Origin of the sequence: Flavobacterium ginsenosidimutans, assembly GCF_037478105.1 — a bacterium.
GTDB classification, from domain to species: Bacteria; Bacteroidota; Bacteroidia; order Flavobacteriales; family Flavobacteriaceae; genus Flavobacterium; species Flavobacterium ginsenosidimutans.
Genome location: NZ_CP147988.1, coordinates 3,592,646 through 3,617,142, shown reverse-complemented (window position 1 = coordinate 3,617,142; position 24,497 = coordinate 3,592,646). Strand labels below are relative to the sequence as shown.

At 35.1% G+C, this 24,497-nt stretch carries 20 protein-coding genes; 8 read left to right on the top strand and 12 right to left on the bottom strand.

From position 1 onward, the window contains the following. The first annotated feature begins 110 nt into the window (after positions 1-110). From V6624_RS15895 to V6624_RS15870, 6 genes are all read left to right on the top strand, one after another. Complete coding sequence (locus tag V6624_RS15895) at positions 111-266, top strand: hypothetical protein (RefSeq protein WP_162615031.1); 156 nt, start codon at positions 111-113, stop codon at positions 264-266. A gap of 48 nt (positions 267-314) precedes the next feature. Continuing rightward, a complete protein-coding gene (locus V6624_RS15890; protein WP_111291218.1) occupies positions 315-707 on the top strand; it encodes an OB-fold protein in 393 nt (130 codons plus the stop codon). A 23-nt stretch (positions 708-730) separates the two neighbouring features. Beyond that, positions 731-1,573, top strand: coding sequence for a DUF5777 family beta-barrel protein (locus V6624_RS15885; protein WP_111290852.1), 843 nt, complete (start codon positions 731-733; stop codon positions 1,571-1,573). Between the two features lie 19 nt (positions 1,574-1,592). Beyond that, positions 1,593-1,973, top strand: coding sequence for a cytochrome c (locus V6624_RS15880; RefSeq protein ID WP_111290850.1), 381 nt, complete (start codon positions 1,593-1,595; stop codon positions 1,971-1,973). Positions 1,974-1,978: 5 nt separating this feature from the next. After that, positions 1,979-2,533, top strand: a complete 555-nt coding sequence (locus V6624_RS15875; RefSeq protein ID WP_239455774.1) for a YceI family protein — start codon at positions 1,979-1,981, stop codon at positions 2,531-2,533. Positions 2,534-2,648: 115 nt separating this feature from the next. Next, positions 2,649-3,044 carry a hypothetical protein gene (locus tag V6624_RS15870; protein WP_111290846.1) on the top strand — a complete coding sequence of 132 codons (396 nt, stop codon included), beginning with the start codon at positions 2,649-2,651 and terminating at the stop codon, positions 3,042-3,044. Positions 3,045-3,223: 179 nt separating this feature from the next. Here V6624_RS15870 and V6624_RS15865 read toward each other — a convergent pair whose 3' ends face one another. The 8 genes from V6624_RS15865 to V6624_RS15830 all read right to left on the bottom strand — a co-directional run bounded on the left by V6624_RS15865 (position 3,224) and on the right by V6624_RS15830 (position 18,028). After that, positions 3,224-4,129, bottom strand: a complete 906-nt coding sequence (locus V6624_RS15865; RefSeq protein WP_111290844.1) for a carbohydrate kinase family protein — start codon at positions 4,127-4,129, stop codon at positions 3,224-3,226. 23 nt (positions 4,130-4,152) lie between these two features. Next, positions 4,153-5,709, bottom strand: a complete 1,557-nt coding sequence (locus V6624_RS15860; protein ID WP_338839319.1) for a glycoside hydrolase family 32 protein — start codon at positions 5,707-5,709, stop codon at positions 4,153-4,155. Positions 5,710-5,729: 20 nt separating this feature from the next. Then, positions 5,730-7,127: a DUF4960 domain-containing protein gene (locus tag V6624_RS15855; RefSeq protein ID WP_338839318.1), complete on the bottom strand. Its 1,398-nt coding sequence runs from the start codon at positions 7,125-7,127 to the stop codon at positions 5,730-5,732. A 19-nt stretch (positions 7,128-7,146) separates the two neighbouring features. Then, entirely contained in the window at positions 7,147-8,838 is a 1,692-nt protein-coding gene (locus V6624_RS15850; RefSeq protein ID WP_338839317.1) for a RagB/SusD family nutrient uptake outer membrane protein, read from the bottom strand. A 14-nt stretch (positions 8,839-8,852) separates the two neighbouring features. Next, positions 8,853-11,954: a TonB-dependent receptor gene (locus V6624_RS15845; RefSeq protein WP_338839316.1), complete on the bottom strand. Its 3,102-nt coding sequence runs from the start codon at positions 11,952-11,954 to the stop codon at positions 8,853-8,855. A 167-nt stretch (positions 11,955-12,121) separates the two neighbouring features. Beyond that, complete coding sequence (locus V6624_RS15840) at positions 12,122-13,738, bottom strand: glycoside hydrolase family 32 protein (protein WP_338839315.1); 1,617 nt, start codon at positions 13,736-13,738, stop codon at positions 12,122-12,124. Beyond that, a complete protein-coding gene (locus V6624_RS15835) occupies positions 13,701-15,059 on the bottom strand; it encodes a sugar porter family MFS transporter (protein ID WP_338839314.1) in 1,359 nt (452 codons plus the stop codon). Before V6624_RS15835 ends, V6624_RS15840 begins: the two co-directional genes overlap by 38 nt. A 230-nt stretch (positions 15,060-15,289) precedes the next feature. Next, on the bottom strand, positions 15,290-18,028 hold the full coding sequence (locus V6624_RS15830) for a substrate-binding domain-containing protein (RefSeq protein WP_111290831.1): 2,739 nt from the start codon (positions 18,026-18,028) through the stop codon (positions 15,290-15,292). Between the two features lie 484 nt (positions 18,029-18,512). Here V6624_RS15830 and V6624_RS15825 point away from each other — a divergent pair, with 484 nt between their 5' ends. Next, positions 18,513-20,123, top strand: coding sequence for a serine hydrolase (locus V6624_RS15825; RefSeq protein ID WP_111290829.1), 1,611 nt, complete (start codon positions 18,513-18,515; stop codon positions 20,121-20,123). Between the two features lie 160 nt (positions 20,124-20,283). Here V6624_RS15825 and V6624_RS15820 read toward each other — a convergent pair whose 3' ends face one another. Beyond that, on the bottom strand, positions 20,284-20,730 hold the full coding sequence (locus tag V6624_RS15820; RefSeq protein ID WP_204251711.1) for an SDR family oxidoreductase: 447 nt from the start codon (positions 20,728-20,730) through the stop codon (positions 20,284-20,286). On the opposite strand from V6624_RS15820, the gene V6624_RS15815 reads away from it, so the two are divergent. Beyond that, the gene (locus V6624_RS15815) at positions 20,705-21,676 is read left to right on the top strand and encodes a cation:proton antiporter (protein ID WP_338839313.1); all 972 of its coding nucleotides are present in this window, start codon (positions 20,705-20,707) and stop codon (positions 21,674-21,676) included. The two genes, V6624_RS15820 and V6624_RS15815, sit on opposite strands and share 26 nt — an antisense overlap. A gap of 52 nt (positions 21,677-21,728) precedes the next feature. On the opposite strand, the gene V6624_RS15810 is transcribed toward V6624_RS15815, so the two are convergent. The 3 genes from V6624_RS15810 to V6624_RS15800 all read right to left on the bottom strand — a co-directional run bounded on the left by V6624_RS15810 (position 21,729) and on the right by V6624_RS15800 (position 24,479). Further along, on the bottom strand, positions 21,729-22,181 hold the full coding sequence (locus V6624_RS15810) for an Lrp/AsnC family transcriptional regulator (protein WP_095929232.1): 453 nt from the start codon (positions 22,179-22,181) through the stop codon (positions 21,729-21,731). Positions 22,182-22,395: 214 nt separating this feature from the next. Beyond that, positions 22,396-23,388, bottom strand: a complete 993-nt coding sequence (locus tag V6624_RS15805) for a bile acid:sodium symporter family protein (RefSeq protein ID WP_338839312.1) — start codon at positions 23,386-23,388, stop codon at positions 22,396-22,398. A gap of 59 nt (positions 23,389-23,447) precedes the next feature. Next, positions 23,448-24,479 (bottom strand): methionine synthase, encoded by a 1,032-nt coding sequence (locus V6624_RS15800; RefSeq protein ID WP_338839311.1) that lies wholly within the window; start codon positions 24,477-24,479, stop codon positions 23,448-23,450. Positions 24,480-24,497: the final 18 nt, after the last annotated feature.

The window sequence follows — 24,497 nt, the reverse complement described above, 5'->3', positions numbered from 1 at the left end:
CATTCTTCCTTTTTACTTTTTTTTCAAAAAATTACAATTCTTTGGTAGGGTAATCTACGCTAAGGCTGTTTCACTATAGAATCATCATTTGATTTGAGACAGTTTTAAGTATGAATACACAAGAAAATGCAACATCTAAAAAACGTCAGATCAGGTTTGCGTCAAAATACAAATCTGAAATAGTGCCCATTATGGATGCTCTTTACATTATAAACGGAAAATGGAGAATTCCAATAATCCTGACGTTTATGGAAAAGCTATTTTAAAAAAAGCGCTGAATGATTATCACATCAAAAAAAACTAAAAACAAAATTATGAAAAGAAAAAAAATAACAATTGTAACTGCGGTATTACTGTTAATGGTTTCTGCCGGAATCTACTTTTATTATGGAATAATATTTAAAGAAGCCCGAAATATAGCATCTGAAGCGCCAGATTTTAGCATAACGGCAAAAAAACTGCTTGAAGATTATAACGCTGATCCTAAAAAAGCAGATTCAGTATACCTCAATAAAACTATTGAAATAACGGGTAAAGTAACCAAAGAAACCAACTCTACAATTATACTTGAAAATACTGTTTTCTGTCTGTTTAAAGAAAAATTAAAAAATAAAATGATCAACAATAAAATGACGATTAAAGGCAAATGCATTGGTTATGACGAACTATTTATGGAAGTCAAAATAGACCAATGCACTGTCAAATAAACCAAACAAATAATAATTAATTTATGAAGAAAATTCTAGTTCCGTTCTGCCTGTTTTTAGTTACGCTGGCTTACTCACAGGATGATTTATTGAAGAGTCTTGATTCTACACAAACAGAAGAAAGCTATTCTACAGCTACTTTTAAAGCTTTACAGCTGGTAACCTTACAGACCACAAAAATGCCTGCTAAAAAAGAGTTTTATTTTGTGGTTTCGCATCGTTTTGGCACTGTAAAAGATGGTTTTGACAGTTTTTTTGGACTTGACAATGCAACCACAAAACTTGGGGGAATTTATGGTGTTACAGATTGGTTAGCTGTCAGCCTTTCGAGACATACTTTAAATAAAATGTATGAAACTGGATTAAAGTACAGATTAGCAAGACAAAACGATAATTTTCCGCTGGATATTGTTGGCTATAGCGTTGCGGATATCAATACTTTTTTAGAAAAAGACCAATATCCTGGTTTAGAATTTAAGCATCGCATGACGTATGTGCAGCAACTTTTAATATCTAGAAAAGTAAGTGAAAAATTCTCTATTGAATTAGTACCGTCTTTTTTACACAAAAACCTTTACAATCCTGATATTGAAAGAGATAATCAGTTTTCTTTTGGCGGTGGCGGGCGCTATAAAATCACAAAAAGATTATCTGTCAATTTAGAATACATGCACAATTTTGACAAACCTGACTTTTATAAAAATCCATTGTCTGTAGGTCTTGATGTAGAAACTGGCGGACACGTATTTCAATTAATTTTTACCAATTCACAATCTATGAGTGAGAGCGGATACCTTACTAATGCCTCTGGAGACTGGGGCAAAGGAGATTTCTTCTTTGGCTTTAACCTTTACAGAGTATTCTAACAATTAAAAACAATAAATCATGAAAAAAACAATCTTACTTACAATTTTATTGGCTGTATTTGCAAGCTGTAGTGATTCTGACACCTATGAGGATATCGAAACACCACCTACTACACCAACAAATCCAACAAATCCAACAACTGGGGTTACCTACAATAAAGATGTAAAATCTATTATTGACGCCAACTGTGTAAGCTGCCACTCAAGCGGAAGGTCTGCAGCTTTTAGACCGCTGACTACTTTTGCTCAGGTAAAAGCTGCCGTAGAAAGTGCTGGTTTATTAGGGAGAATCCAGCTTCAAAGTGGCCAGCAAGGACTTATGCCTCAAGGCGGAAGAATGGCTCAGGCTAATATTGATCTAATTGTGAAATGGAACACCGATGGTCTAAAAGAAAATTAATTATTATGAAAAAATCATTCATAAATTTCTTTGCATTATTGCTCGTTATAGTTGCAAACACTAGTGGATTTGCACAAAAACTAATTACAAAATCAGGGAATATAAAATTTCAAGCATCAATGCCTTCTTACGAAGAAGTCGCTGCAGAAAGCAAATCAGTATCAGCAGTTCTGGATCAGACAACGGGAGATTTTGCGAGTTTAGTTCTTATAAAAGGTTTTCGATTTAAAGTAGCATTAATGGAGGAGCACTTTAATGAAAATTATATGGAATCTGAAAAGTTTCCCAAAGCAACTTTCAAAGGTAAAATAGAAGATTTTGATAGTTCTAAAATTACAAATTCTCCTAAAAATTTTACACTAAAAGGAGATCTTACTATTCATGGAAAAACAAAAGCAGTCTCAGTGATTGTAAAAATTTCAAAAGCTCCAAACGGTGTCAATGCTATTGGCACGTTTGAAGCAAAACCAGAAGATTTTGATATTGAAATACCAAGTCTTGTGAGAAAGAAAATTGCTGACAAAATAAAGATTAATTACAATTTTTTATTAGCTAAATAATCCTATTTAAGTATCTGATTCATTCAGATTCAAAAGAGTTTTAAACATGACTAATGTTCTAGAGGCCGGTAAATGATTACGCCGGTCTCTTTTTTAAACCTTAAATTATATTAAAATGATCTGTAAAAATTATGTTGTTACCGGAGAAGATGTAAATGATTATATGGTTATGGAAGATACCGCATATATCTCATATACTGTCAGATTGTTATACCAATTTTTGTTTTGCAATGGTTTTTCCAAAGAAAAGCTTAATTACATGCATTTAGGTTTACAGGAAGGAAATCATGAATTAATCATCTATAAAAACCTAATGTTTACAGAACATTTTTTAGTTGAAATGAAGCATTGTTACTTAGCGGATAAAATCAATATTAAAAGCTGTTTTTTTAACTCGAAAAACGAGTGTTGTGCAGAAGTAATAAAAGAAGTAAAATGGTTTGACCCAATCAGTAAAGAAGTTGTTAAAACACCTAAACAAATTCTTAGACATTTTTATCCGAAAATATAAAATCCAACACATCTCCTACATGTATTTGCTTCCAAGTTTTATAATATTACGATAAAAGCCTAATATCTAAAAGATATCAGGCTTTACTTCAAAAAACGAATATTTAAATTGCTGTTAACAAGGCCAATTGCAAAAATTTTGTTTTAACTAACTCATATTTCATTTAAATTTCATAAAAGTTAAATTTTCATTTTTAACATCATTTTTTCAATTCTGGAAAGTGAAATTTCGGGATTCGCTCCAGGAGATTCAGCTACTAATGCACCTACTGCACAGGCAAAATCTATTGAATACTGAGGTTCTTTTCCACTTAACAATGAAGCTATCAAAGCCGCCAGAAATGAATCTCCAGCACCTACGGTGTCAGCAACTTCAACAGGATATCCCTCATTTTCATAAAGTCGGCCTTCCCACATTAGCAAGGCTCCGTGTTTGCCTCTCGTTACACACATTCCCGTTACTTTACTTCGTTCAGCTATAAAATTCATATTGTCCTCCAGACTTGTAAATGGCGAAGCCATAGCTGTAGTAATTTCTAATAATTCCTCATCATTAAACTTTATAAAATCCGCTGACTGCATTAGTCTTTCGAGCATTTCATATGAATAATGTGGTTTTCTTAAATTCACGTCAAAAACCTTATAGACTTTTTTTTGAAGCATTTCTTCAAGTGCCAGTCTTGAAACGTTATCTCGGCAAACTAAACTGCCATAAATTAAAACATCGGCATTAGCAACTGAATTCCTCGCCAAATCATTCAATTCAATTTTATCCCATGCAGACGGATAACTGATTTCATAACTTGCAGATCCCCGCTCATTTAAGGTCACATTGACCAAACCAGTTGGGAAATCTTCAGAAACTACAATTGTATCCGTTTCAAGTCCCAGTTGTTTCACTTGCTCTTTTATTGCTTTCCCGTCTTCGTCATTGCCCACACAGCTTATCATAGCTACTTCGCAACCCAGCGTTTTCATTCGCAAGGCTACATTCAATGGTGCTCCGCCAATCTTTTTTTCATTGGCAAAAACATCCCAAAGTACCTCTCCGTATGCCACCGCCTTAAGGTTTTTTCCGTTATTCATTCTAAAATATTTTATTATTGTTCTTATTCAGGCTGGGTTATCTGAAGATTTGAGATTGTGCTCGTTTGTCCTTCAGCAATTAAACCCCATTTGTTTTTGTCTCTTCCGTAAATGCGGTTGGTGAGCGCTGCTTTTCCGTTTATGTAAACTACGACAACACTTCCTTCAGCAATTATTTCAACATCATATTTTACATTCGTCTGAAATGCAAATGGCAAACGCGTTACTTCCTGTAAAGCCGAATTATAACCGCTTATTTTACTATTAGCAATATCCAAAACCACTTTATAGTAACTTCCTGTATCATTGGTATGAAAAACAAATCCTGTTGTTCCTGAAGCTTTCGCTAAAGTAATTTCTGCTTTTATTTTGACTTTTTTTCCAAAACTTTTAAAAGTAACCATTGCTTTTTCTGTTTCTCCGGATAAAGAATAGGTTCCGTTATTGGCTGTTGCGTTGGCTGAAATCGCATCTACTTCTGCAGTAGCATTCTTTTTCGAAAATAAATCCTTAACCGATTTCGGTGATTGCGTTCCTAAAGTTCCATCTGAATTCTGAGTTAATTCATGAATGACCATATTCCCCGCCCAATCTTTATTTCCTAAATCATTCTCAGGCGTTTTTCTGGCATTCCATCCAAAAACATATCTTTTATTTCCGTCAGAAGCTGTTTTTCCTGCATAAAAATATTCTCCATCAATTCGGTCATTTTCGGGTTTTGCCCACGGTCCATTTATTGATGATGAAATTCTATAATGCGTTCCTTTGTTTCCGCTCCAATTCTCAGAAAAAATTAAATACCAATTGCTTCCCATTTTGAAAATATCCGCACATTCCATCATCAGATAATTATCCTCAGGCGTTGTGGTATAAATTGGAGCTTCAACATCCCATTTTCCTGATGCAGGATCTGCGCTTGTAAAATGCAGCAAAACGGCTTTTCTTCCAGGTTCTGTTTGTGTACTTACTAACATGGAATATTTTTTCAATTCATCATTATAAAACACATGCGGATCTCTGAAATCATAATTGTAGTAGCCCGCTGGAGCCGTAATTTTAAAAGATGGAACTTTTGTCCAGTTTTTCAAATCACTGCTTGTTGCGCACAACACACTTTCTCTGGCATTCGATTGTACAAAAGCCGGAGTTTCATTGTGCCCTGTGTAATAGAAATAATAAAGATTGCCTACTTTAATAACTGATCCCGTACCAATGGCAAAATCTGGTTCTAAAGTTGTACCATACGGAATGGTTTGGCCTTCATAAGTAAAATGTGCCAAATCTGTACTTTGATATTCATGAATATCATGAAATCCTTTTCCGGCAGGTTTATTCTGCGCATCATGCAGAAAGTAAATATGGAATTTTCCGTTATCGAAAAAAGGCATAATATCTCCCGTATAACCCGCACTGTAATATGGGTCGTTTGCGCCCATCCATTGCGCGGGCGGAACAGGAAAAACACTAGTTATTTCAGAATTTCCTCCTGAAATCGAACCTCCAATATACGTTTCATCCTGACTGCATGAAGCCAGTGAAAAGAAAACGAAGGCGATTGTTATTATATTTCTATATTTCATTTTATTAAATTCAAAGTGATTTATTTTGCCGCTAAATAATTGATACTATTTTGTGTCAGCAGTTTTATGTTTGCAATAAACTCATTGGCCTGACTTGGCACACCGCTGCTATTGGTTTCATTGTACCAATCATAAGCTCCCATAGAAATAACAATTACATTTTTATTTGTACTCGTGTTCGGGAATTCTGCAATTGTTACTCTTCCGTTCAGTTCATTATCCCAGGCTTCACTTGCCAGATTGGTTCCTCCTGTCTGATTTCTCCAACCTTCCCCATTACTGTATCCACCCCATTCTGGTAAAAACCACCACGCTGTATGATTTAATCTGAAAGTTCCGCTTTGCAGTAAATTGGCTTTTCCGGATTCAAAAGTGGTTAGGCCTTGAAATATTGGGTGGCCTTCATGACCAACAAATGACATTCCCCATGAATTACCGTCTACAAATCCATTTGGAGGAAAATCACCAAAAACATTATTCGGTCCTTTTCCTGACGGAACAATTCCTAAAGCATCGACATATTGCGAAGCAAAAGAAGTCAAAAGCAAGTTTCCGCCATTTGTTCTGAAATTTTTCAAAGCATTGGTAACCGCAGGATTATAAGCCACAGAAGGTAAATTTTCAGCTGAATCAAAATGCCACCAAATCACATCAATATCACTTAAATCGGCACCGTTTTGTATACTTTCGAAAGAAATGTATTTCGTACCAGGGAAATTATCAAACAACCAGTTCGAAGCTGTAACTTCATCCATGTTTGTAATTCCTGATCTTGTAGCGGCAGTTCCTAAAAACGCCACAGTTAATCCTGTTACCGGAACTCCAACATTTGCTGTATAATTAACGCTTTTTCCGTTTGATGTTATTATAAAAGTAACTGCATTTGTAAAATCAACTGTTGCTCCTGAAGCAGGTGAAATCGTAACACCAGCAGTTGTTTCAATTACTGGTTTTAGCGCTGTCAAATCAGTATTTTCAGGAAGCGTCATATTAATGGTTTTACTAATGTCGTTTACAGTCGCCGCAACACCGTTAATCGTAAAACTCTTAATCGGACTTAAAACGGTTGTGGTTACCGTATAATCTTTATATAAATTCCCATTAACCACTCTGAATTTTACCGGATTTGTAAAATTCATAGCCGAATTTAATTCGGGATTTGATGTAGCCCCTTCTACAAAAACAACTTCCGGTTTTATAGCTGTTATGTCAGATCCGTAAGGCATTACAACAGTAATTTTTCCTGTTGTCTGATCAATGCTTCCTGAAACTCCATTCAATTTAAATGAAAGCACATCTGAAGGCGAACTCACATCGAATCCGCCCGTTTCAAAACTATTTTCGCAGGCCGTAATCATAAAAATCATTGCCAATACTATAGACACTTTGCTCCAATATTTATTTAAAGCTTTTTTCATATTGCTGATTCTTTAAAGATTAATAACCTGGATTTTGTTTGTACAATCCCTGACTGAAATTAATTTGCTTCAACGGAATTGGGCAATATTCTTCTTTGTGTGCATCAAAAAAAGCATCCTGATAATACGTACGTTTTGTTTTTTCTTTTGCGTAAAAATCATTCATCACCTGATCTGTAATTCCCCAACGGACAAGATCGAAGAATCGGCTTCCTTCCATCGCCAATTCTAAACGACGTTCCCAACGCAACGCTTTACGGGCAAAATCTTGTGTCCAGTTACAATTGCTTCCATCCACATACGTATTGATTTTGAAGTTACTCACATACGGCAGTCTTCCCGTACTTTGCGCTGCTCTTTCTCTGATTTCATTAATTAATGGTAAAGCTTCAGATTGTCTTCCTAATTCAATCAAAGCTTCTGCACGCATCAAAATCACATCAGCATAACGAATCTGAATTCTATTTTTAGAATTTCCGTAAAACGGATCAATATTTACGACACAAGTGCAATTTGGAGCAACGTTTTCTTTTAATGAAGCAAAATAACCATACGTTCCCGGAGAACGAACCCAAGCTTCAACATATAAAAATTCAGGATCATATTTATAAGGCAAACCTGGCATCGCAACGGTATGATATAATCTTGGATCAACTGTATTGGCATCAATATTTTTATAATCAAAATCTTCGTTGTTGTACGTGTCAAACTCAGGCAAACCATTTGCTCCTGTTTTAAAAGCATTCACCAAGTTTTGACTTGGTTTATGAAAATCGCAACAACCTAAACCTTGTGGCGTAGAAAGAACATCAGAAAAATTCAATCTTCCGTAAAGCGTTCCATCATTATCAGAAAACTGAATTGAGAAAATAGATTCTGCTCCGTTTTCGTAAGTTCCCGGCAGGAAGTTGTTTGCAAAATCAGGCTCCAAACTTGCTTTTCCAATTACGTTATCTGTTGCCACGATTACTTCCTGCAGATGCTGCTGGTTTATTCCTGTAACTTTGAATGTTTCATCCTGTGTGTACGCTTGGTACAATCTTGTTTTTGCCAAATAAGCATAAGCTGCTTTTTTAGTTGCACGCCCCACTTGTGGCTGTGTATCTGGCAAATTATCGGCTGCAGCCTGAAAATCTTCAGCAATTTTATTCCAAAGTTCTTCGTTTGAAAGTGCTTTGTTTGAAATCGTTTTATAATCTTCAACCGGAACATCTTCGGTAATATAAGGCACATTTCTGAACATGATTTTCAGCATAAAATAGAAATGTCCTCTTAAAAAATGCATTTCTGCCATTCTTGTTTTCTTCAATGGATAATCGGCTTCTGAGATTTGTTCCAAAGCTTTCAACGCTTTATTGGCTCTTGAAACACCCACATAACTGATGTACCAGAAACTGTCCAACTCTCCAAAATCTGGACGGATATTATTTGAAACTTCAAAAAAATGAAAATCTTGGATATCATTTGTACCGCTTCCGCCTTTATAAGCATCATCTGAACGAACATTACCAAACGGCCATAAACTGTAAGGAGAATCGTAATGATCATTGCCTAACTGTGCATAAGCCGCATTCATAAATCCTTCAACCGACTGCGGTGTTACAATATCTTCTTCAGACAACACACCACGCGGATCATTTTCTAAAAAATCGGAACAGGAAGCGAATAAACCCATCACTGCAAATCCTGCTATATATAATATTTTTTTCATTTTTAAATCTTTTATTATAAAGTAAAATTAAGACCTGCCGTAAAAGTTGTTGGCTGTGGATATCCAAAACCTGCATTTTCAGGATCAACTCCTGTGAAGCTTTTCGCATCAAAAATCAATAAATTTTGACCGCTGATATAAAACCTGAAACTTTCCATGCTTAGTTTTTTCAATAAATCTTTTGGCAGACTGTAGCCAAACTGTAAAACTCTAAGTTTAAGATAACTTCCGTTTTCTACATAATATATTGAAAATCTAGATTCCGCATTTCTGTCAACTGTTGTCAGTGCCGGAATAGTTGAATTTGGATTATCCAAAGACCAGGCATTCAGTAAACGAGTTCCTTTATTTGATCCTACGTCATCAACACTCCAAAAATCAGTCTGATATTTTGTGTTGTTAATCACATCAACGTCAGTTGCACCTTCCCAAAAAGTAGTAAAATCAAAGTTTTTATAAGACAAGTTTAAATTGATTCCGTACAACAATCCCGGATTTGGATTTCCGATCCACGTGCGGTCTTTATCTGTAATTGTTCCGTCGCCATTTAAGTCTTTGTAACGAATTCTTCCAAGGCCTTTTCCTTCCTGAATTGCAGAGTTGTCTACCTGATCCTGACTTGTAAACAATCCGTCAGTAACATAACCGTACATCGAATTAATTGGACGTCCTAAAATATTATCATCCAATCCGTCGCCTCCGTAGTTGTTTTTTACTTCATCCGGTAATTGTGTAATCTTATTTTTGTTTGCCGAAATGTTTCCGGAAATATCATATTTCAATCCAAATGAAGTTTCATCATGATAGCCTAAAGAAAACTCCCAACCTTTGTTTTCCATAGAAGCACCGTTTACCCAACGGTTTCCTCCTTCGCCAATAACTCCTAAATAAGGTGGTAATACCAAAATATCATCTGTTTTCTTGATATAATAATCTATAGAGCCGCTTAATTTTTGTTTGAATAAACCAAAGTCCAAACCAATGTTGGTCTGCGTCGTAGTTTCCCATTTCAAATCATCATTTCCGGATTGCGTTGCAATAAAACCAGAAGGAAGCAATCCGTTCCCGTTTCCTGCAATATCGTAAGCTGTTCCAAAAGACGTTGCCCAAGTTGGACTTCCGCCTGCATAACTTGCCAGATAAAGCGAATAAACAGCCGTATTACTGATTTCCTGATTTCCGGTTTGTCCCCATCCTGCCCTTAATTTCAAGTCTGAAAAAACAGGAGCATTATTTTTAATGAAATTTTCGTTGCTGATTCTCCATCCCGCTGAAACTGCCGGGAATGTTCCGAATTGATTGTTTTTTCCAAAACGAGAAGAACCATCACGACGAATTGTAGCCGAAACCAAATAGCGATTATCAAACTCGTAATCTGCTTTTCCAAAATAAGAAAGCAAAGAATATACGGTCGAAGTTCCGCTTGTAAAAGATTCTCCCGTTCCTGCATCCGGATACATATAATCTGGCGTTTCGATCAAAAAGTCATTTTTACGTAATGTATTTGTATCGTAAGTATCTTTATACATCTCCGTTCCCGCCATTAAATTCAGATTGCTTTTTCCAAAGTTTAAGCTGTAAATTGCTGTATTCGTCCAAGTCCATTTATCGCTGATCGATTGGTCGATTGTAACAGACGTTTGATCATTTTGCAGATAACCTGATTTATAGCTTCTTTGTAACGTGCGTTTTTTGTAAAAACCATAATCCATTCCGAAACTGGTTTTGATATGCAGATTTTTAATGATTTCCAAATCCGCGTAAGCGTTACCAAAAAGGCGCAAATAATCGTATTTGTTGTCTTTATTATATTCTAAAAGACGAACCGGATTTTGTCTGTCGTTCATACCTCCAACCGGTCCTCCCCAACCAATTCCGTCAACTGTGTGCACCGGAATAATTGGTAAAGCTCTAAGAGCAGGATCTAAAACGCCCGGATCTGTTACTTCGTTCGTACGGTTTAAACTGAAGTTTTCTCCGATAACTAATTTGCCATCAAAATATTTATAAGAACTGTTCATTCTCGCAGAAATTCTTTCGAAATCTGTTGTTTTTACAACACCTTCATTTCCATAATAACCCAACGAGAAAACATAATTTCCTTTATCAGAAGCATTCGATACAGACAAATCATAAGAATTGGCAACTCCAGTTTGAGAAATTGCATCGTACCAATCTGTATTTGATGCTTTTATGGTTTGTTCTGCATCTAAATATTCCGGAACTAAAACTTTATTCAATTGCGGTTTATTGTTATTAACCGACCAGTCAAACTGATAACGTAAATTATTATTATTCGGATTTAAACCATCATTAATATTTGCCTGCCAAAGGGCCTGCCCAAATTGGTTTGCATTTAGTACATCTAACTTTCTTGAATAATCAGAAAAGGAAGCATAGGTGCTGAAATTGATTCTCATTTTACCTTCTTTTCCTTTTTTGGTTGTAATGATAATGACACCGTTTGAAGCTCGGGAACCGTAAATACTTGCCGAAGAAGCATCTTTCAAAACCTGAATGGTTTCAATATCATTAGGGTTTAATTCATGCATTCCGGATTTTGTCGGCATTCCGTCAATTACATAAAGTGGATCTGTGTTGTTTAAAGTTCCAACACCACGAATCACCACTTTTGTATTTCCACCGCTTGGCGAACCATCCGACGATACTTTTACTCCGGCAATTCTTCCCTGCAAAGCTTTGATCGGGTTTGGCTCTGGCTGTTTCATGACTTCCTTCATGTTTACAACGGCAACTGCGCCTGTGATATCTGTTTTCTTTTGTTTAGAGTATCCTGTTACGACAACTTCATTTAGCTGGTTGTTATCTACTTTTAAAGTTACATTGATCATTTTTTGACCTTTAACAGGAATAGATTGTGGAGCATATCCTATAAAGGAAACTACAAGTACAGCATCTGGAGCAACATTTGGGAAGGAAAAATTCCCATCAAAATCGGTGACCGAACTGGTATTTGTTCCTGAAATAATTACTGTCGCTCCAGGAAGCGGCATTCCGTCATCAGACGAAATTACCGTTCCTTTTATTCCGTTTTCCTGTGCCATCATGAGCATTGGAAAAAAGAAAAATAGAAAATATAAAATCTTATTTCTCATAAATTTTGGTTTGATTAAGGTTATTTTAATAGTTAGTTATGTTTTACTGCCATTCCCTGGCAGTTTTTTATTTTGCAAATAGATGTAACTAGCCTGAAAGAGATTATCCTTCTTACGGTTGTACGATTTGTTTTTGGATTGAATTAGAAAAATTCTATTCGATTTTCTTATTGCTTTTTATTGATGTCCAATACTTGAATAATCCCATTTTTTATTTCTATTTTCTGCTTTGAAGAAATAGTAAGGGCTGAAAATGGTTTGTTTAGGAAAAAGATTTCCGTCATTACTTTTTCGCCATTATTGTAGAATATTTCGATTGACGTTTTATCCAGAATAATTTTAAAAGCGGCACTTTTTTGGCTTCCTTCCAAAAATGCTTTGCTTACTGGTAAAGCAAACTTATCTGAGAAATCAGTTATACCAGCTTTAGAACGATCAATAAATAAGTAATTTTCTTTATTGTTTAAACCAAAACTTAAAGATTCTCCATTTGCATTAGAAAGTGTAAAAGTGTAATCTTCCTGTTTTAAGTTTTTTAAATCTAAACTAACAACTGTCTGAGTTAAATCTACTTTTCCGCTTTCAATTAAATTTAAAGTTCCTTTTCCGGTTTTACTTTTTGTTTTAATGGTTTTAGAAACATAATTATTGATTTCTTTTACCGGCGTGCTAACCAAATTATAATGGTTTTCTTTTTTAACCAATTTCAATTCGCGCGGAATTGTGGTACTGCTTCTCCATGTCGTTGTCGGAACCTGTTGTGCATATTCCCAGTTTGACATCCATCCGATAAATAAGCGTCTTCCGTCTGAAGTTGGAACATTATTCCACGTCACTCCGGCATAATTATCTTTTCCATAATCTGCCCAGACTGCTTTTTCATTATTTACTCTTTCAGCAAAAGTAGTGTCCATTGTAAATGTTTTTCCGTCAAAATCTCCAACAAAATATTGAACTCCGGAACCTCCGTTTGGCCCGCCCGGATTAAGGTTTACAATTAAAACCCATTTTGTTTCTTTTGTTCCTTCTACTTTTATTTCGAAGAAATCAGGACATTCCCAAACACCGCCATGAGCACCAATATTTTTTCCGAATTCAGATGCAAATTCCCAGTTTTTCAAATTCGATGATTTGTAAAAATGAATTCGATCCTGCGCTGCCAAAGCCATAATCCATTGTTTGTGCGTTTCATCCCAAGATACTTTTGGATCTCTAAAATCTCTAATTCCAGGGTTTTTCACGACAGGATTTCCTTCCTCAAATTTCTGCCATGTAAAACCATTATCATTAGAAAAAGCAATATCCTGCTGTTCGACATCAATTTTGCCTGCTTTCTCCTTCGTCATGTCATGCAAAGTATAAATGGCAACAATTGGTGCGATTTTTCCAGTTCCTAAACCAGATGTATTGTGTGTGTCGACAACAGCACTTCCTGAAAAAATATATTTGTCTTTATCTGGGTAAAGCGCAATAGGCAGTTCTTCCCATTTAATTAAATCTTTAGAAATGGCATGTCCCCAATGCATTGGTCCCCATGTATTTCCATCAGGATAATGCTGGTAAAACAAATGATAATACCCATTGGCGAAGAACATTCCGTTAGGATCGTTCATCCAGCCTTTTTTTGGCGTAAAATGAAAATTTGGTCGATACATTTGTTCTTCCGCGGTGTTCGATATAGTTACGGCAGAAGTTTGCGCAGTTGCAGAAGACGGTTTTAATCCTACTATCGACAGTAAGGCAGCACTATAAAGAGCTAACGGCAGATGTTTCTTTGATTTCATTTTTGTGGTTATTTTTTTTAGTTAGTGTTTCGCTTAAAGCTTCTAAAGAGATTCCTTTTGTTTCCGGCATCAGAAAAATTACAAACAACAGTTGCAGTACCATCATCAATGTAAAAATAAGGAATACAACTTCGGGTCCGATTTCTGAAAATAACATTGGAATTAAAGACGGAATAATAGCTGCTAAAACCCAATGCACTGAACTTCCAAATGCTTGTCCAGACGCGCGAATGTGATTCGGAAAAATTTCTGAAATAAAAACCCAAATTACCGCGCCCTGACCAATTGCATGAGAAGCAATAAAAAGGAAAAGGAAAATAGGAACTGATAAGCCTCCCCAATTGTAATAGAAAGAAGCCGATACTAATCCGAGTGAAATAATATACCCAACAGAACCAATGTACATTAACAACTTTCTTCCTAATTTGTCGATTAATGCCACACCAATTAAGGTGAAAATAAGATTTGTAACTCCAATTCCGATACTGCTTAACAACGCTGTATTTTGTCCTAAGCCGGCTTCTTCAAAAATTCTTGGCGCATAATATAGAAATGCATTAATTCCTGAAAACTGATTGAAAAAGGCAATTAAGAAAGCCAGAATCAAAGGAAAGCGGTATTTCTTCATGAAAATGTTTTCGTGTTTGGTAACACCGTTTTCACGGGAATCATCTATCAAGTCTGAAATATTTGCAGATGGATCAATGGTATATAAAACTTTACGAGCTTCTTCATCACGATTTTTAGATAAAAGCCATCTTGGACTTTCTGGAATTGTCAAAATAAAAAGAATATAGACAATAGAAGGAATTGCCTGAACACCAATCATCCATCTCCAGGCATTTTCGCCAATGTCTTTTAAAAAGTAATTAGAGATAAAAGCAATTAAAATTCCTAATACAATATTGAACTGATACAAAGCTACCAATCTTCCTCTTTTGTCTGCCGGAGCAATTTCTGATACATAGGCCGGAGCAGCAATAGTAGAAGCGCCAACCCCTAAACCACCAACAAATCTGAAGGCAGCAAAAACAAACGGATCATTTGCAAAAGCGGCACCAATTGCCGAAACAAAGTATAAAATACCAATCCAGAACAACGTTTTTTTACGTCCTATTTTATTAGTTGGAATTCCTCCAAAGATTGCACCAACTACAGTTCCCCATAATGCCATTGCCATAACAACTGAACCATGAAAGGCATCTGACGAGTGCCACAGAAGCTGTAATTGTTTATCAGCTCCAGAAATAACTACGGTATCAAAACCGAAAAGAAAACCTGCCAGTGCAGCAGTAACAGACCAAATCAATATCTTATTCATTGTACATGTATTAAAAACTTGTTGCTAAGATATCTGCAAAAAAAACAACTTATTTTTAATGATGTTACAATTTATTTCTATAAATATTGACAGTTTAGCATTTTAAACTCAAAACCTTTATTTACAAGGTTTTACGCAAATTAAAAAACTTTTACGAAAACCTTGTAGTTTCGATTTTGTTACATAACCTTCAAAATTGATACTTTAAAAGAAACAATTTTAAAGACAAATTAGCTGGACGTTTTATATTCTTTAGGAGAAATTCCAAATTTATTCTTAAAAGCTGTAGAAAAATAGTTTGGAGAAGAGAAACCTAACGAGTAGGCAATTTCAGAAATATTCATTTCATTTGACTTCAAAAGCTCTGCTGCTTTCTCTAATTTGACATTATTAATATGATCGCTAATATTAATTCCGATAATTGCTTTCACTTTTCTATACAGCTGAACTCTCGAAACGCCCAATTTATCCGCCAAATCTTCAACTGAAAACTTTGGATTCTCGACATTCTTTTTAATAATATCATTCATTTTAGTAATAAAACTCTGTTCCTGATTTCCAAATTTAGATTCAGGTTCAACTCTGTAAATATTGTTGGTGTAATAATAGCGTAGTTTTTCTCTGTTGAAAAGCAAACTCGATAAAGATTGTTTTAGAATTGAAAGGCTAAAAGGTTTTGTCAAATACTGGTCTACTCCACTCTGAAGCCCTTTTAAAACAGATTCTTTATTACTTTGCGCCGTTAGAATTATAATTGGAATGTGTGAAGAACGAAGGTCTTTCTTTAGTTCTTTGCTGATTTCGTAACCATCTTTGTCTACCAAATTAATATCGCAGATAATAACATCCGGAATAATTTCCAACGCTTTTTCAATAGCATCGCTTCCGTCAGAATTATAAACTACATATTCATTAGAAAGTTTTGCTTTTAGAAAATTAACTAAATCTACATTGTCTTCTATAATTAGCAACGAATGTTTTTCAGCATCTGAAATCGTATTGGATTCTTTTAAATCGGGTTCTATGTTTAAATTATCTGTAATTAAATTCGGAATACTGGTTAGGCTTTCTACTTTCTGAATAATTTCACCAGGCTGCAAATGACTATTTCCTTTTAATAAAGTAATCACAAATTCGCTGCCTTGTTTAGATTTTAACTCGATAGTTCCCTGATGCAAAAGCACAAACTCTTTGGATAAATGCAAACCAATTCCGGAGCTGTTTTTATTATTATTTGAAGCCCTGAAAAATGGATCAAAAACATTTGAAAGCTCATCGTCAGGAATTCCTATTCCGGAATCTTTAAAATGAATCTTTACCGTATTGTCCTGATTTTCGACAATTGAAATACTAATTTTACCATTATCCGGCGTAAATTTAAAAGCATTTGATAATAGATTGAAATACACTTTGTCCATTAATCCGCGGTCAATAAACAATTCCAGATTTTTGTTTTTACAGCTTAACTGAAAATCAATATTTCTTCGAGCGGCTTCACCTTTAAAGTTTGCCATGACTTCATTTGTGAAATCGTAAATTTTTGTATTCGAAGTTCTCAGCGTAAATTTTTGCTCTTCAATTTTCCTGAAATCCAATAATTGATTGATCAAACGAAGTAATCTGTTTGAGTTTTTATGAATCAATTTTACTTCATCTATTAATGCAGTTCCTTTAATTTTATCATTTTCGATTAAAGACTCCACGTAACTCATTATTAGAGTAATAGGCGTTTTAAACTCGTGCGAAAGTCCGGTGAAGAAATTCAGTTTTGCTTCATTGCTTTTAGCTGCAATCTGAGCCATTTCCTGAATTTCATTATTCTGGTCAATTACCGTTTGATTGATTCTTTCCAGTTGTTTTTTCTTTCTTGAAATAGAAATAGTCGAATAAATACTGTAAATCGTTAAGCTCAAAATAATTACAAGAAAAAAACTAAGCAATCTTACCAAATTATTCTGCGAAGCATATTCTCTTTCCTGAACTTTAATAGCCCCTTGCTGCGACTCGATTACCAACTGCTGCTGATCGACTTTATCCATTTGGTTTTCGATAATTTCAGCATTGTTTTTATCAATAACAATCGTATTTAGGATGTTGTTTCTGGAAATCGATTCTTTGTTGTACATTTTTAATGCCAGTTTTAAAGCTTCGTTTCCTCCGGTTGGATATAAAATTGTTCCATCAAGCACACCACTTTTTACCAGCTCAATTCCCCCATTTACTGAGTTTAAAGCATCAACACCAATAAACTTTATTTTCTTTTCAAGCCCCAGGGTTTTAGCAGTTTCCCAAGCACTTAAAGCCATTCTGTCGTTATGAGCGAAAATATATTCAACATTCGGATTTTGCAGAAGAATTGCTTTCAAAGGCGCTTTAACGGATTCTTTTTCCCAGTCACCCTGAATGGTGTTGACAATCTTAAAACGCTTATTCTCGTTGATAATCTGATTGAAACCAAGTGTTCTTTCGTAAGCCGGAGATGATCCGCTGGCACCTGTAATTTCTATAACATTACCAGAACCTTTACTGTGCGAGATAATGTAACGGCCGGCGATTCGTCCAATTTCAATATTATCAGCTCCGAGATAAGCTGTGTAGCTTTCTCCTTCAATTTTTCGATCAACAACAAGAACGGGAATTCCAGCTTTAATGGATTTTTCGACAACTGCCGTTAAAGGTTTTGATTGAATTGGCGATACAATAATAACATCTACTCTATTAGAAATAAAACGCTCGATATCTTCGATTTGTTTATCGACATTATTATTGGCGTCTTTGATTGTCAAATCGACTTCAGGTCGCAAAGAAGCTTCAATTTTTATTGAACTGTTCATTTGCTTGCGCCAATCGTCGGTCGTCATCGCCTGTGAGAAACCAACTCTAATTTTGTCTCCCTGTTTTTGTTTACAGGATATTAAACTTAAAGATGCCAAAATGAGCATCAAAATATATTTTACAAATTGATACATGAAATTTTGAGTTATGTAAATAAAAAATAAGCATTTAAAATGCATTCTTTAATCGCGTTTGTCTAAATAATTAGGAAGGATTATTTTTTAAATGACAAACAGGAAAAGGTGTATAGTTTAAAAAGTAAAATTAAACTTTTATTTCACGTACACAAATGAGCAAACAATATATCTGATGCGAAATAATAAAAATACTAATATTCATTTAATCAATTTAGAAATCAAATAGATTTTCCCATGAATCCCGACGGAACATCTAAACCAAATTTACAAAGCCAATGGAAGACAGACATTACATATAGTACGCCAATTTCTTCAAATCATCCAAAAAAGATGTTGTAATTTGTTCTGTCCTTGTCACTACTAAAAAACGCTAAAACTGAAGTTTGTTAGGAATTTTTATTTGTAATCTTTTATTATACATTTACGCAACTGTCACAAAGTGCAAACCGTTAGTTAGAATCCAATAAAAAATCAAAAAAATATGAAATCCATTCAATCAATCACTTTTATTTTATTATTTATAACACAATTAGGCTTTGCACAAAGTAAGAAAGAAAAATTAGAACAACTTTTTGAATTTTACAATCAACAGAATCTATTTAACGGTTCTGTTTTTATTTCTGAAAAAGGAGAAACTTTATTAAGTAAAGGTTATGGATTATCAAATGTAGATTTAAAAAAGGAAAATAACGCTAACAGCATTTTTCAAATATATTCCATTACAAAAACTTTTACAGCAACGGTAATTTTAAAATTAGTAGAAGAAAACAAACTTTCATTACAGGATAAACTTTCAAAGTTCTATCCAGATTATCCCGATGCAAGTACTATTTCAATTGAAAGTTTATTAACCCATACCTCTGGAGTTTATGACTATACCAGAGGAAATGACATGAAAGACCAAACGGAAAAATCATTTATTGAATTTCAAAAAACAAAACCTTTGGATTTTCCAGCTGGAACTGATTGGAGTTATTCTAACTCGGGATATTATTTTCTAGGCTATGTAATTCAAAAAGTTACTGGAATAAGTTACGAAAAAGCAGTTGAAAAATACATATTTAAACCATTGAAAATGAAGCAAAGTGGTTTTGCTTTTAAAAATCTAAAAAGTGAAAATAAAACCATTGGCTATGAGATTTTTTCTGAAAAAGAACAAAAACCATCGATTGTTTATGATCCACCTATGCCTTTTGCAGCTGGTGGAATATACTCAACTGTTGAAGATTTAAACAAATATTATAATGGACTAAAAAATTACAAAATTATCTCCAAACAAAGTTTAGAAAAAGCATACACACCTTTCAAAAAAAATTATGGTTATGGTTGGATTACAATGCCAATGTTTAAAAAAATGACAGTTGGTCATAGTGGTTATGGAGCCGGTTTTTGTAGCAATTTTGTTCAAATTCCCGAAGATGATATCTGCATTATACTGCTTACAAATACAGAAAGAGGTTTAAACACTGCCACTTATGCTATTATGAAAACTTTGTATAATTTATATGATAAAGATTACAAAATTCCAGTTGTAGCCAACGTAAGCTCAGAAACTTTAAAGCAATATGTGGGAGCTTATCAAGTAGAAGACAATTTTGTAGTTTACCTTACAGTTGAAAACAATAAATTAAAATTGCAAAGTGGAAACGGGCCCACAACTATTCTATATCCTGTAAAAGAAAATTTATTTTTTGCTGAAGAATTAATGGGCGATGTAATTTTTGAAAGAAACGAGGCTTCACAAATAGAGTCATTAAGTTTTCATGCAGGAAATCAACTAAAAAAAGCAACAAAAATATTTCCTTCTTGGGGAATTGTAGGAACTGCCACAGAAAAAGGCTGGGATGGTCCTGATACAAAACTTTTTGAAACTGAAACAAAAGGAATTTGGACAATTAAAAATGTGACTTTAAAAACAGGAGAGCTTAAATTTCGTTTTAATGACGATTGGACTTTAAATTTTGGAAAAGATATGAGCGACGGAATAATGCCAAAAGGAGATAGTATGGAAATTTTAACAGGCGTTTATGATATTATTTTGGACATAACTGATTACGAAAAACCAAAATACAAAATTTTAAGGAAAAGTTAAAAAACAGCCTACAACAACTAAGAATAATTATCTTATAAATTCACTTAAAAACAAGCCAATTTCTTTAAATTTTGCATAAAATGATTTGGCTTTTGTAACGTAGACGTCACAAAATTTAAAATCCCATATCTATCGAAATGGGATTTTTTTATGTCTTTTTTTATACTATTAACGTACGTAAAGCTCCTAAAACTCCAACTTCGTCTGGTGTTCCTGCTCTTCCGACAGGTGAAATCTCCAGCATTTTGCGATAGCTTTCACCTCTTGGCCCATTTAATTCATCATTAGCAAGAGGCGTCATAATAATACCCGGACTTATAGTATTTATTCTAGCTCCTCTTTTCCCCCAGCGTACTGCCTCCGCTTTTACTCGCAGTGAATTTCCTCTTTTTGATAATTGATAAGCATACAACGAACCATCTACAGCATCGGACTGTAAAAAAGGAAGAGCTAATAATTCCTCTGTAGGCGTAATTGCCAATGCTTTATCTTGCTCGGGCGTTAAAGACGGAAGACGATGCCCAGATTGTGATGCGATTACTGGAGGCGTTGCAATTGGTCTTTTAATAGGATGGCTTTTTATGAAGGCACATAAATATTTACCCACAAATGCCAATGTTGATATTGTCTTATCGCTTCTTACGCCTTACATCATATACATTGCAGCTGAAGAAGTACATAGTTCTGGTGTTTTAGCGGTGGTAAGCGGTGGTTTGCTTTTATCCAATAACAGACATCGATTTTTGAGCAGCAGATCCCGAATTCAAGGAGTAAATGTATGGGAAAGTCTTTGCTTTATTTTAAACGGATTGGTCTTTATGCTCATTGGATTAGATTTACCTCAAATTACTTCAGGACTAGAAGGTATCAGTATCACAGCAGCAGTTGGATATGGCGTTTTAATTACTTTTGTTTTAATAATAAGCAGGTTATTATCTGCCTACGGCGCTGTCGTCGTCACATTAATTGCCCGTAATTTTATCACGGTTGCTGATACAAGAAATCCCGGATATAAAACTCCTTTTATCCTGGGATGGACTGGCATGAGAGGTGTTGTTTCTCTGGCCGCAGCTTTGTCTATTCCAGTATATTTAGACAATGGGAATGGTTTTCCGCAGCGAAATCTCATCTTGTTTATCACTTTTATAGTGGTCCTTTTGACTTTACTGATTCAAGGGTTAACTCTTCCATATTTTATAAAAAAAATAAATCTGCCTGCAATCTACGATCCCCTTTCTCGCGAAGAAGCTAGCATTATTTTGCGAAAGGATCTTTCTGAATATGCCTTGAATTATTTAAGAACCACTTATCAGGATCAGCTAGAAAGTAATATTTCATTGCAGCAGCTCATTCAAAAATGGGAACACCACAGCAAAGGAATTGATGATGAATCGATAGGAAATGAACTCAAAAGCATTTATCTTGATTTAATAAATCTGCAGAGACAATGGCTTATTGATAAAAACAAAGAAGATCAAAGTATAGATGAATCTATCATTAGAAAACAAATGTATTATTTAGATCTTGAAGAAGAAAAAGTAATTCATTTTTAAGATCATATTACACGCGAATATGATACATTAGATCAATAAGCTTTCCTTTAGCCTATCCGTAGAGATTTTTTATCTCCGACATAACAAAGGTACTTTGGGTACTCCCTATGCTTTCAACTGATCCCAATTTGTTAAACACAAAATCCTGATAATGCTTCATGTCTTTTGCAGAAACTTTCATTAAAAAATCGTAATCTCCTGAGATATTGTAACATTCCACAACTTCTTCTATTTTCATAATATCACTAACAAACTGATTCCCAATATTACGATCGTGCTGTTTAAGTTTGATATTACAGAAAACGATAAATCCCCTGTTTAATTTTTCTGCATCCAACAGGGCTATATATTTCTTAATGTAACCGCTGTTCTCTAATCTTTTAATTCGCTCAAAAACAGGTGATGCCGAAAGATTTACCATCTTTGCCAGTTCTTTCACAGTATATTTAGAATTATCGTGAAGTATATTTAGTAACTGAAGATCAATATCGTCTATTTGTTCCATAGAATATTTTGGTTTAATTTATTTCTAATACAGAATAAAATTCTTCAAATATAACCAAAAACAATACAAAAATCTTATTTTACACAAGTTAAAAACATTACATACTGCAACGTTTATCTTCACAGTTATAAAAATCTAAAAGAATTATTTTATAGCAGGGGCTTTATTTTATTGCCCTTTATCAAAATAAATAAAGGGCAAAGTCATAAAAAAATTACACTTCTTTTCGTCGAGCCATACCCTGAGCAATGATGCTGGCGGCAATCAATTGCAAGGCATGGTAAAGCATGAGCGGCAACAATACGATACCAGTGATAGTACTGTGCTGAAAAAGTACTTTTGACATTACGGTGCCGTGTACCAATGACTTTTTAGACCCGCAGAATAAGACCGTAATACGGTCTTCATCTGAAAAACCAAGCAAGCGGCTGAGTAGTCCGACACAAAAGAATACGGCAAAAAACAACGCCATCATCCCAGCAGCGAGTCCAGCAAGTTCAAGGGCGGTGAAGCCTTCAAAAAGATGTTCGGAAAATGACTTGCAAAACGACGTGTAAATAATCGTTAGAATAACTGTCTGATCGAAATATTTGAGCTGTTTCTTGTATTTTTCGGCAATGGCGCCGAAACGGGAATTGAGGCTTATGCCAATGATGACAGGCAGCAAGACTTGCAGAATCAACTTTATGACGATTTGAGTAACATCAAAATCGCCTGTTGCAGAAGCTATAAACAGCCCAACCCAGAGCGGTGTAACGACTACCCCGATCAAACTGGAAATGCTTGCATTAAAAATGGCTGCCGGAATGTTTCCCTTAGCGATGGAAACCATAACCACCGAAGAGGAAACTGTAGACGGTAATGCTGCCAGAAAAAATACACCTAGCCAAAGCAGCTCGAAGCCATTATTGACAAACAAAGGGCGAAATGCCAAAACAATGAGCGGAAAAAATAAAAAGGTTGTCAACTGGACGACAATGTGCATTTTCCAGTTGGAAAGTCCGGCTTTTAGTTTCTCAACACTCAGTCGCATGCCATAAAACAAGAAAATTAAGGAAACGCCAGCATTGGCAATCTCTTCCAGCGAAACAGGTTCTTTGATCATGCCTGGCTGTGGCAAAAAATAAGCCATCAGAATCATGGTGGCTATCATTAACAGGAAACCATCGAAACCTGCTTTTTTTAATACTTCTAATAATTTATTCAATGTGTTTTTAAATATTATTTTTCCGTGGAGACACGGACTCCATTATTAATATATTGAGACTAAATCCCAAGTTCTTTGCGTATAATTTCTGCTCCTGCGCTTAAGGCACTTAACTTGCCTCTGGCTACGTCCCGAGATAGCGGGGCCATACCGCAGTTTGTCGAAGGATAAAGATTTTCGGCATCTACAAACTCAAGAGCTTTGCGCAGGGTAGCAGCAACTTCTTCTGGTGTTTCGATAGTGTTGGTTGCCACATCAATAGCACCAACCATTACTTTTTTACCGCGAACAAGTTCCATTAAATCTAAAGGTACATTGGAGTTGTGACATTCTAAAGACACTACATCAATTTTAGATTTTTGAATTTTCGGGAAAATTTCTTCGTATTGTCGCCACTCTGAACCTAATGTCTTTTTCCAATCAGTATTTGCCTGTATTCCATAACCATAGCAAATATGAACCGCAGTTTGACAGTGTAAACCTTCAATGGCTCTTTCTAATGCTGCCATTCCCCAATCGTTTACTTCATCAAAGAACACATTAAATGCAGGTTCATCAAACTGGATAATATCTACCCCTGCGTCTTGAAGTTCTCTTGCTTCTTCATTGAGTGCTTTCGCAAATTCCCACGCCAATTTTTCACGGCTTTTATAATGGTCGTCGTACAAGGTGTCTACCATTGTCAACGGGCCTGGCAATGCCCATTTTATAGGCTTATTAGTCTGTTTACGTAAAAATTTAGCATCTTCAACAAAAACTGCTTTTTGACGTGCAACCTCACCTACCACCACTGGAACACTCGCGTCATAACGGTTACGGATTTTTACTGTTTTACGATTTTCAAAATCTACACCGCTTAAATGCTCGATAAAAGTCGTTACAAAATGCTGGCGTGTCTGCTCGCCGTCACAAATGATATCTAGATCTGCCAATTGCTGTTCCTGTAGCGAAATACGCAAAGCATCCTGTTTCCCTTCAATTAACTGATCTCCTTCTAATTTCCATGGTGACCAAAGTTTTTCGGGTGGTGCAAGCCAGGCAGGTTTGGGTAAACTTCCAACAATAGAGGTAGGTAATAATAATTTCTTCATAATAGTATAATTTTAAGG

Bases quoted from the DNA above. Each gene is read 5' to 3' on its own strand.
- V6624_RS15895 (WP_162615031.1), top strand. From the start codon at position 111: ATGAATACACAAGAAAATGCAACATCTAAAAAACGTCAGATCAGGTTT.
- V6624_RS15890 (WP_111291218.1), top strand. From the start codon at position 315: ATGAAAAGAAAAAAAATAACAATTGTAACTGCGGTATTACTGTTAATG.
- V6624_RS15885 (WP_111290852.1), top strand. From the start codon at position 731: ATGAAGAAAATTCTAGTTCCGTTCTGCCTGTTTTTAGTTACGCTGGCT.
- V6624_RS15880 (WP_111290850.1), top strand. From the start codon at position 1,593: ATGAAAAAAACAATCTTACTTACAATTTTATTGGCTGTATTTGCAAGC.
- V6624_RS15875 (WP_239455774.1), top strand. From the start codon at position 1,979: ATGAAAAAATCATTCATAAATTTCTTTGCATTATTGCTCGTTATAGTT.
- V6624_RS15870 (WP_111290846.1), top strand. From the start codon at position 2,649: ATGATCTGTAAAAATTATGTTGTTACCGGAGAAGATGTAAATGATTAT.
- V6624_RS15865 (WP_111290844.1), bottom strand. From the start codon at position 4,129: ATGAATAACGGAAAAAACCTTAAGGCGGTGGCATACGGAGAGGTACTT.
- V6624_RS15860 (WP_338839319.1), bottom strand. From the start codon at position 5,709: ATGAAATATAGAAATATAATAACAATCGCCTTCGTTTTCTTTTCACTG.
- V6624_RS15855 (WP_338839318.1), bottom strand. From the start codon at position 7,127: ATGAAAAAAGCTTTAAATAAATATTGGAGCAAAGTGTCTATAGTATTG.
- V6624_RS15850 (WP_338839317.1), bottom strand. From the start codon at position 8,838: ATGAAAAAAATATTATATATAGCAGGATTTGCAGTGATGGGTTTATTC.
- V6624_RS15845 (WP_338839316.1), bottom strand. From the start codon at position 11,954: ATGAGAAATAAGATTTTATATTTTCTATTTTTCTTTTTTCCAATGCTC.
- V6624_RS15840 (WP_338839315.1), bottom strand. From the start codon at position 13,738: ATGAAATCAAAGAAACATCTGCCGTTAGCTCTTTATAGTGCTGCCTTA.
- V6624_RS15835 (WP_338839314.1), bottom strand. From the start codon at position 15,059: ATGAATAAGATATTGATTTGGTCTGTTACTGCTGCACTGGCAGGTTTT.
- V6624_RS15830 (WP_111290831.1), bottom strand. From the start codon at position 18,028: ATGTATCAATTTGTAAAATATATTTTGATGCTCATTTTGGCATCTTTA.
- V6624_RS15825 (WP_111290829.1), top strand. From the start codon at position 18,513: ATGAAATCCATTCAATCAATCACTTTTATTTTATTATTTATAACACAA.
- V6624_RS15815 (WP_338839313.1), top strand. From the start codon at position 20,705: ATGAAGGCACATAAATATTTACCCACAAATGCCAATGTTGATATTGTC.
- V6624_RS15810 (WP_095929232.1), bottom strand. From the start codon at position 22,181: ATGGAACAAATAGACGATATTGATCTTCAGTTACTAAATATACTTCAC.
- V6624_RS15800 (WP_338839311.1), bottom strand. From the start codon at position 24,479: ATGAAGAAATTATTATTACCTACCTCTATTGTTGGAAGTTTACCCAAA.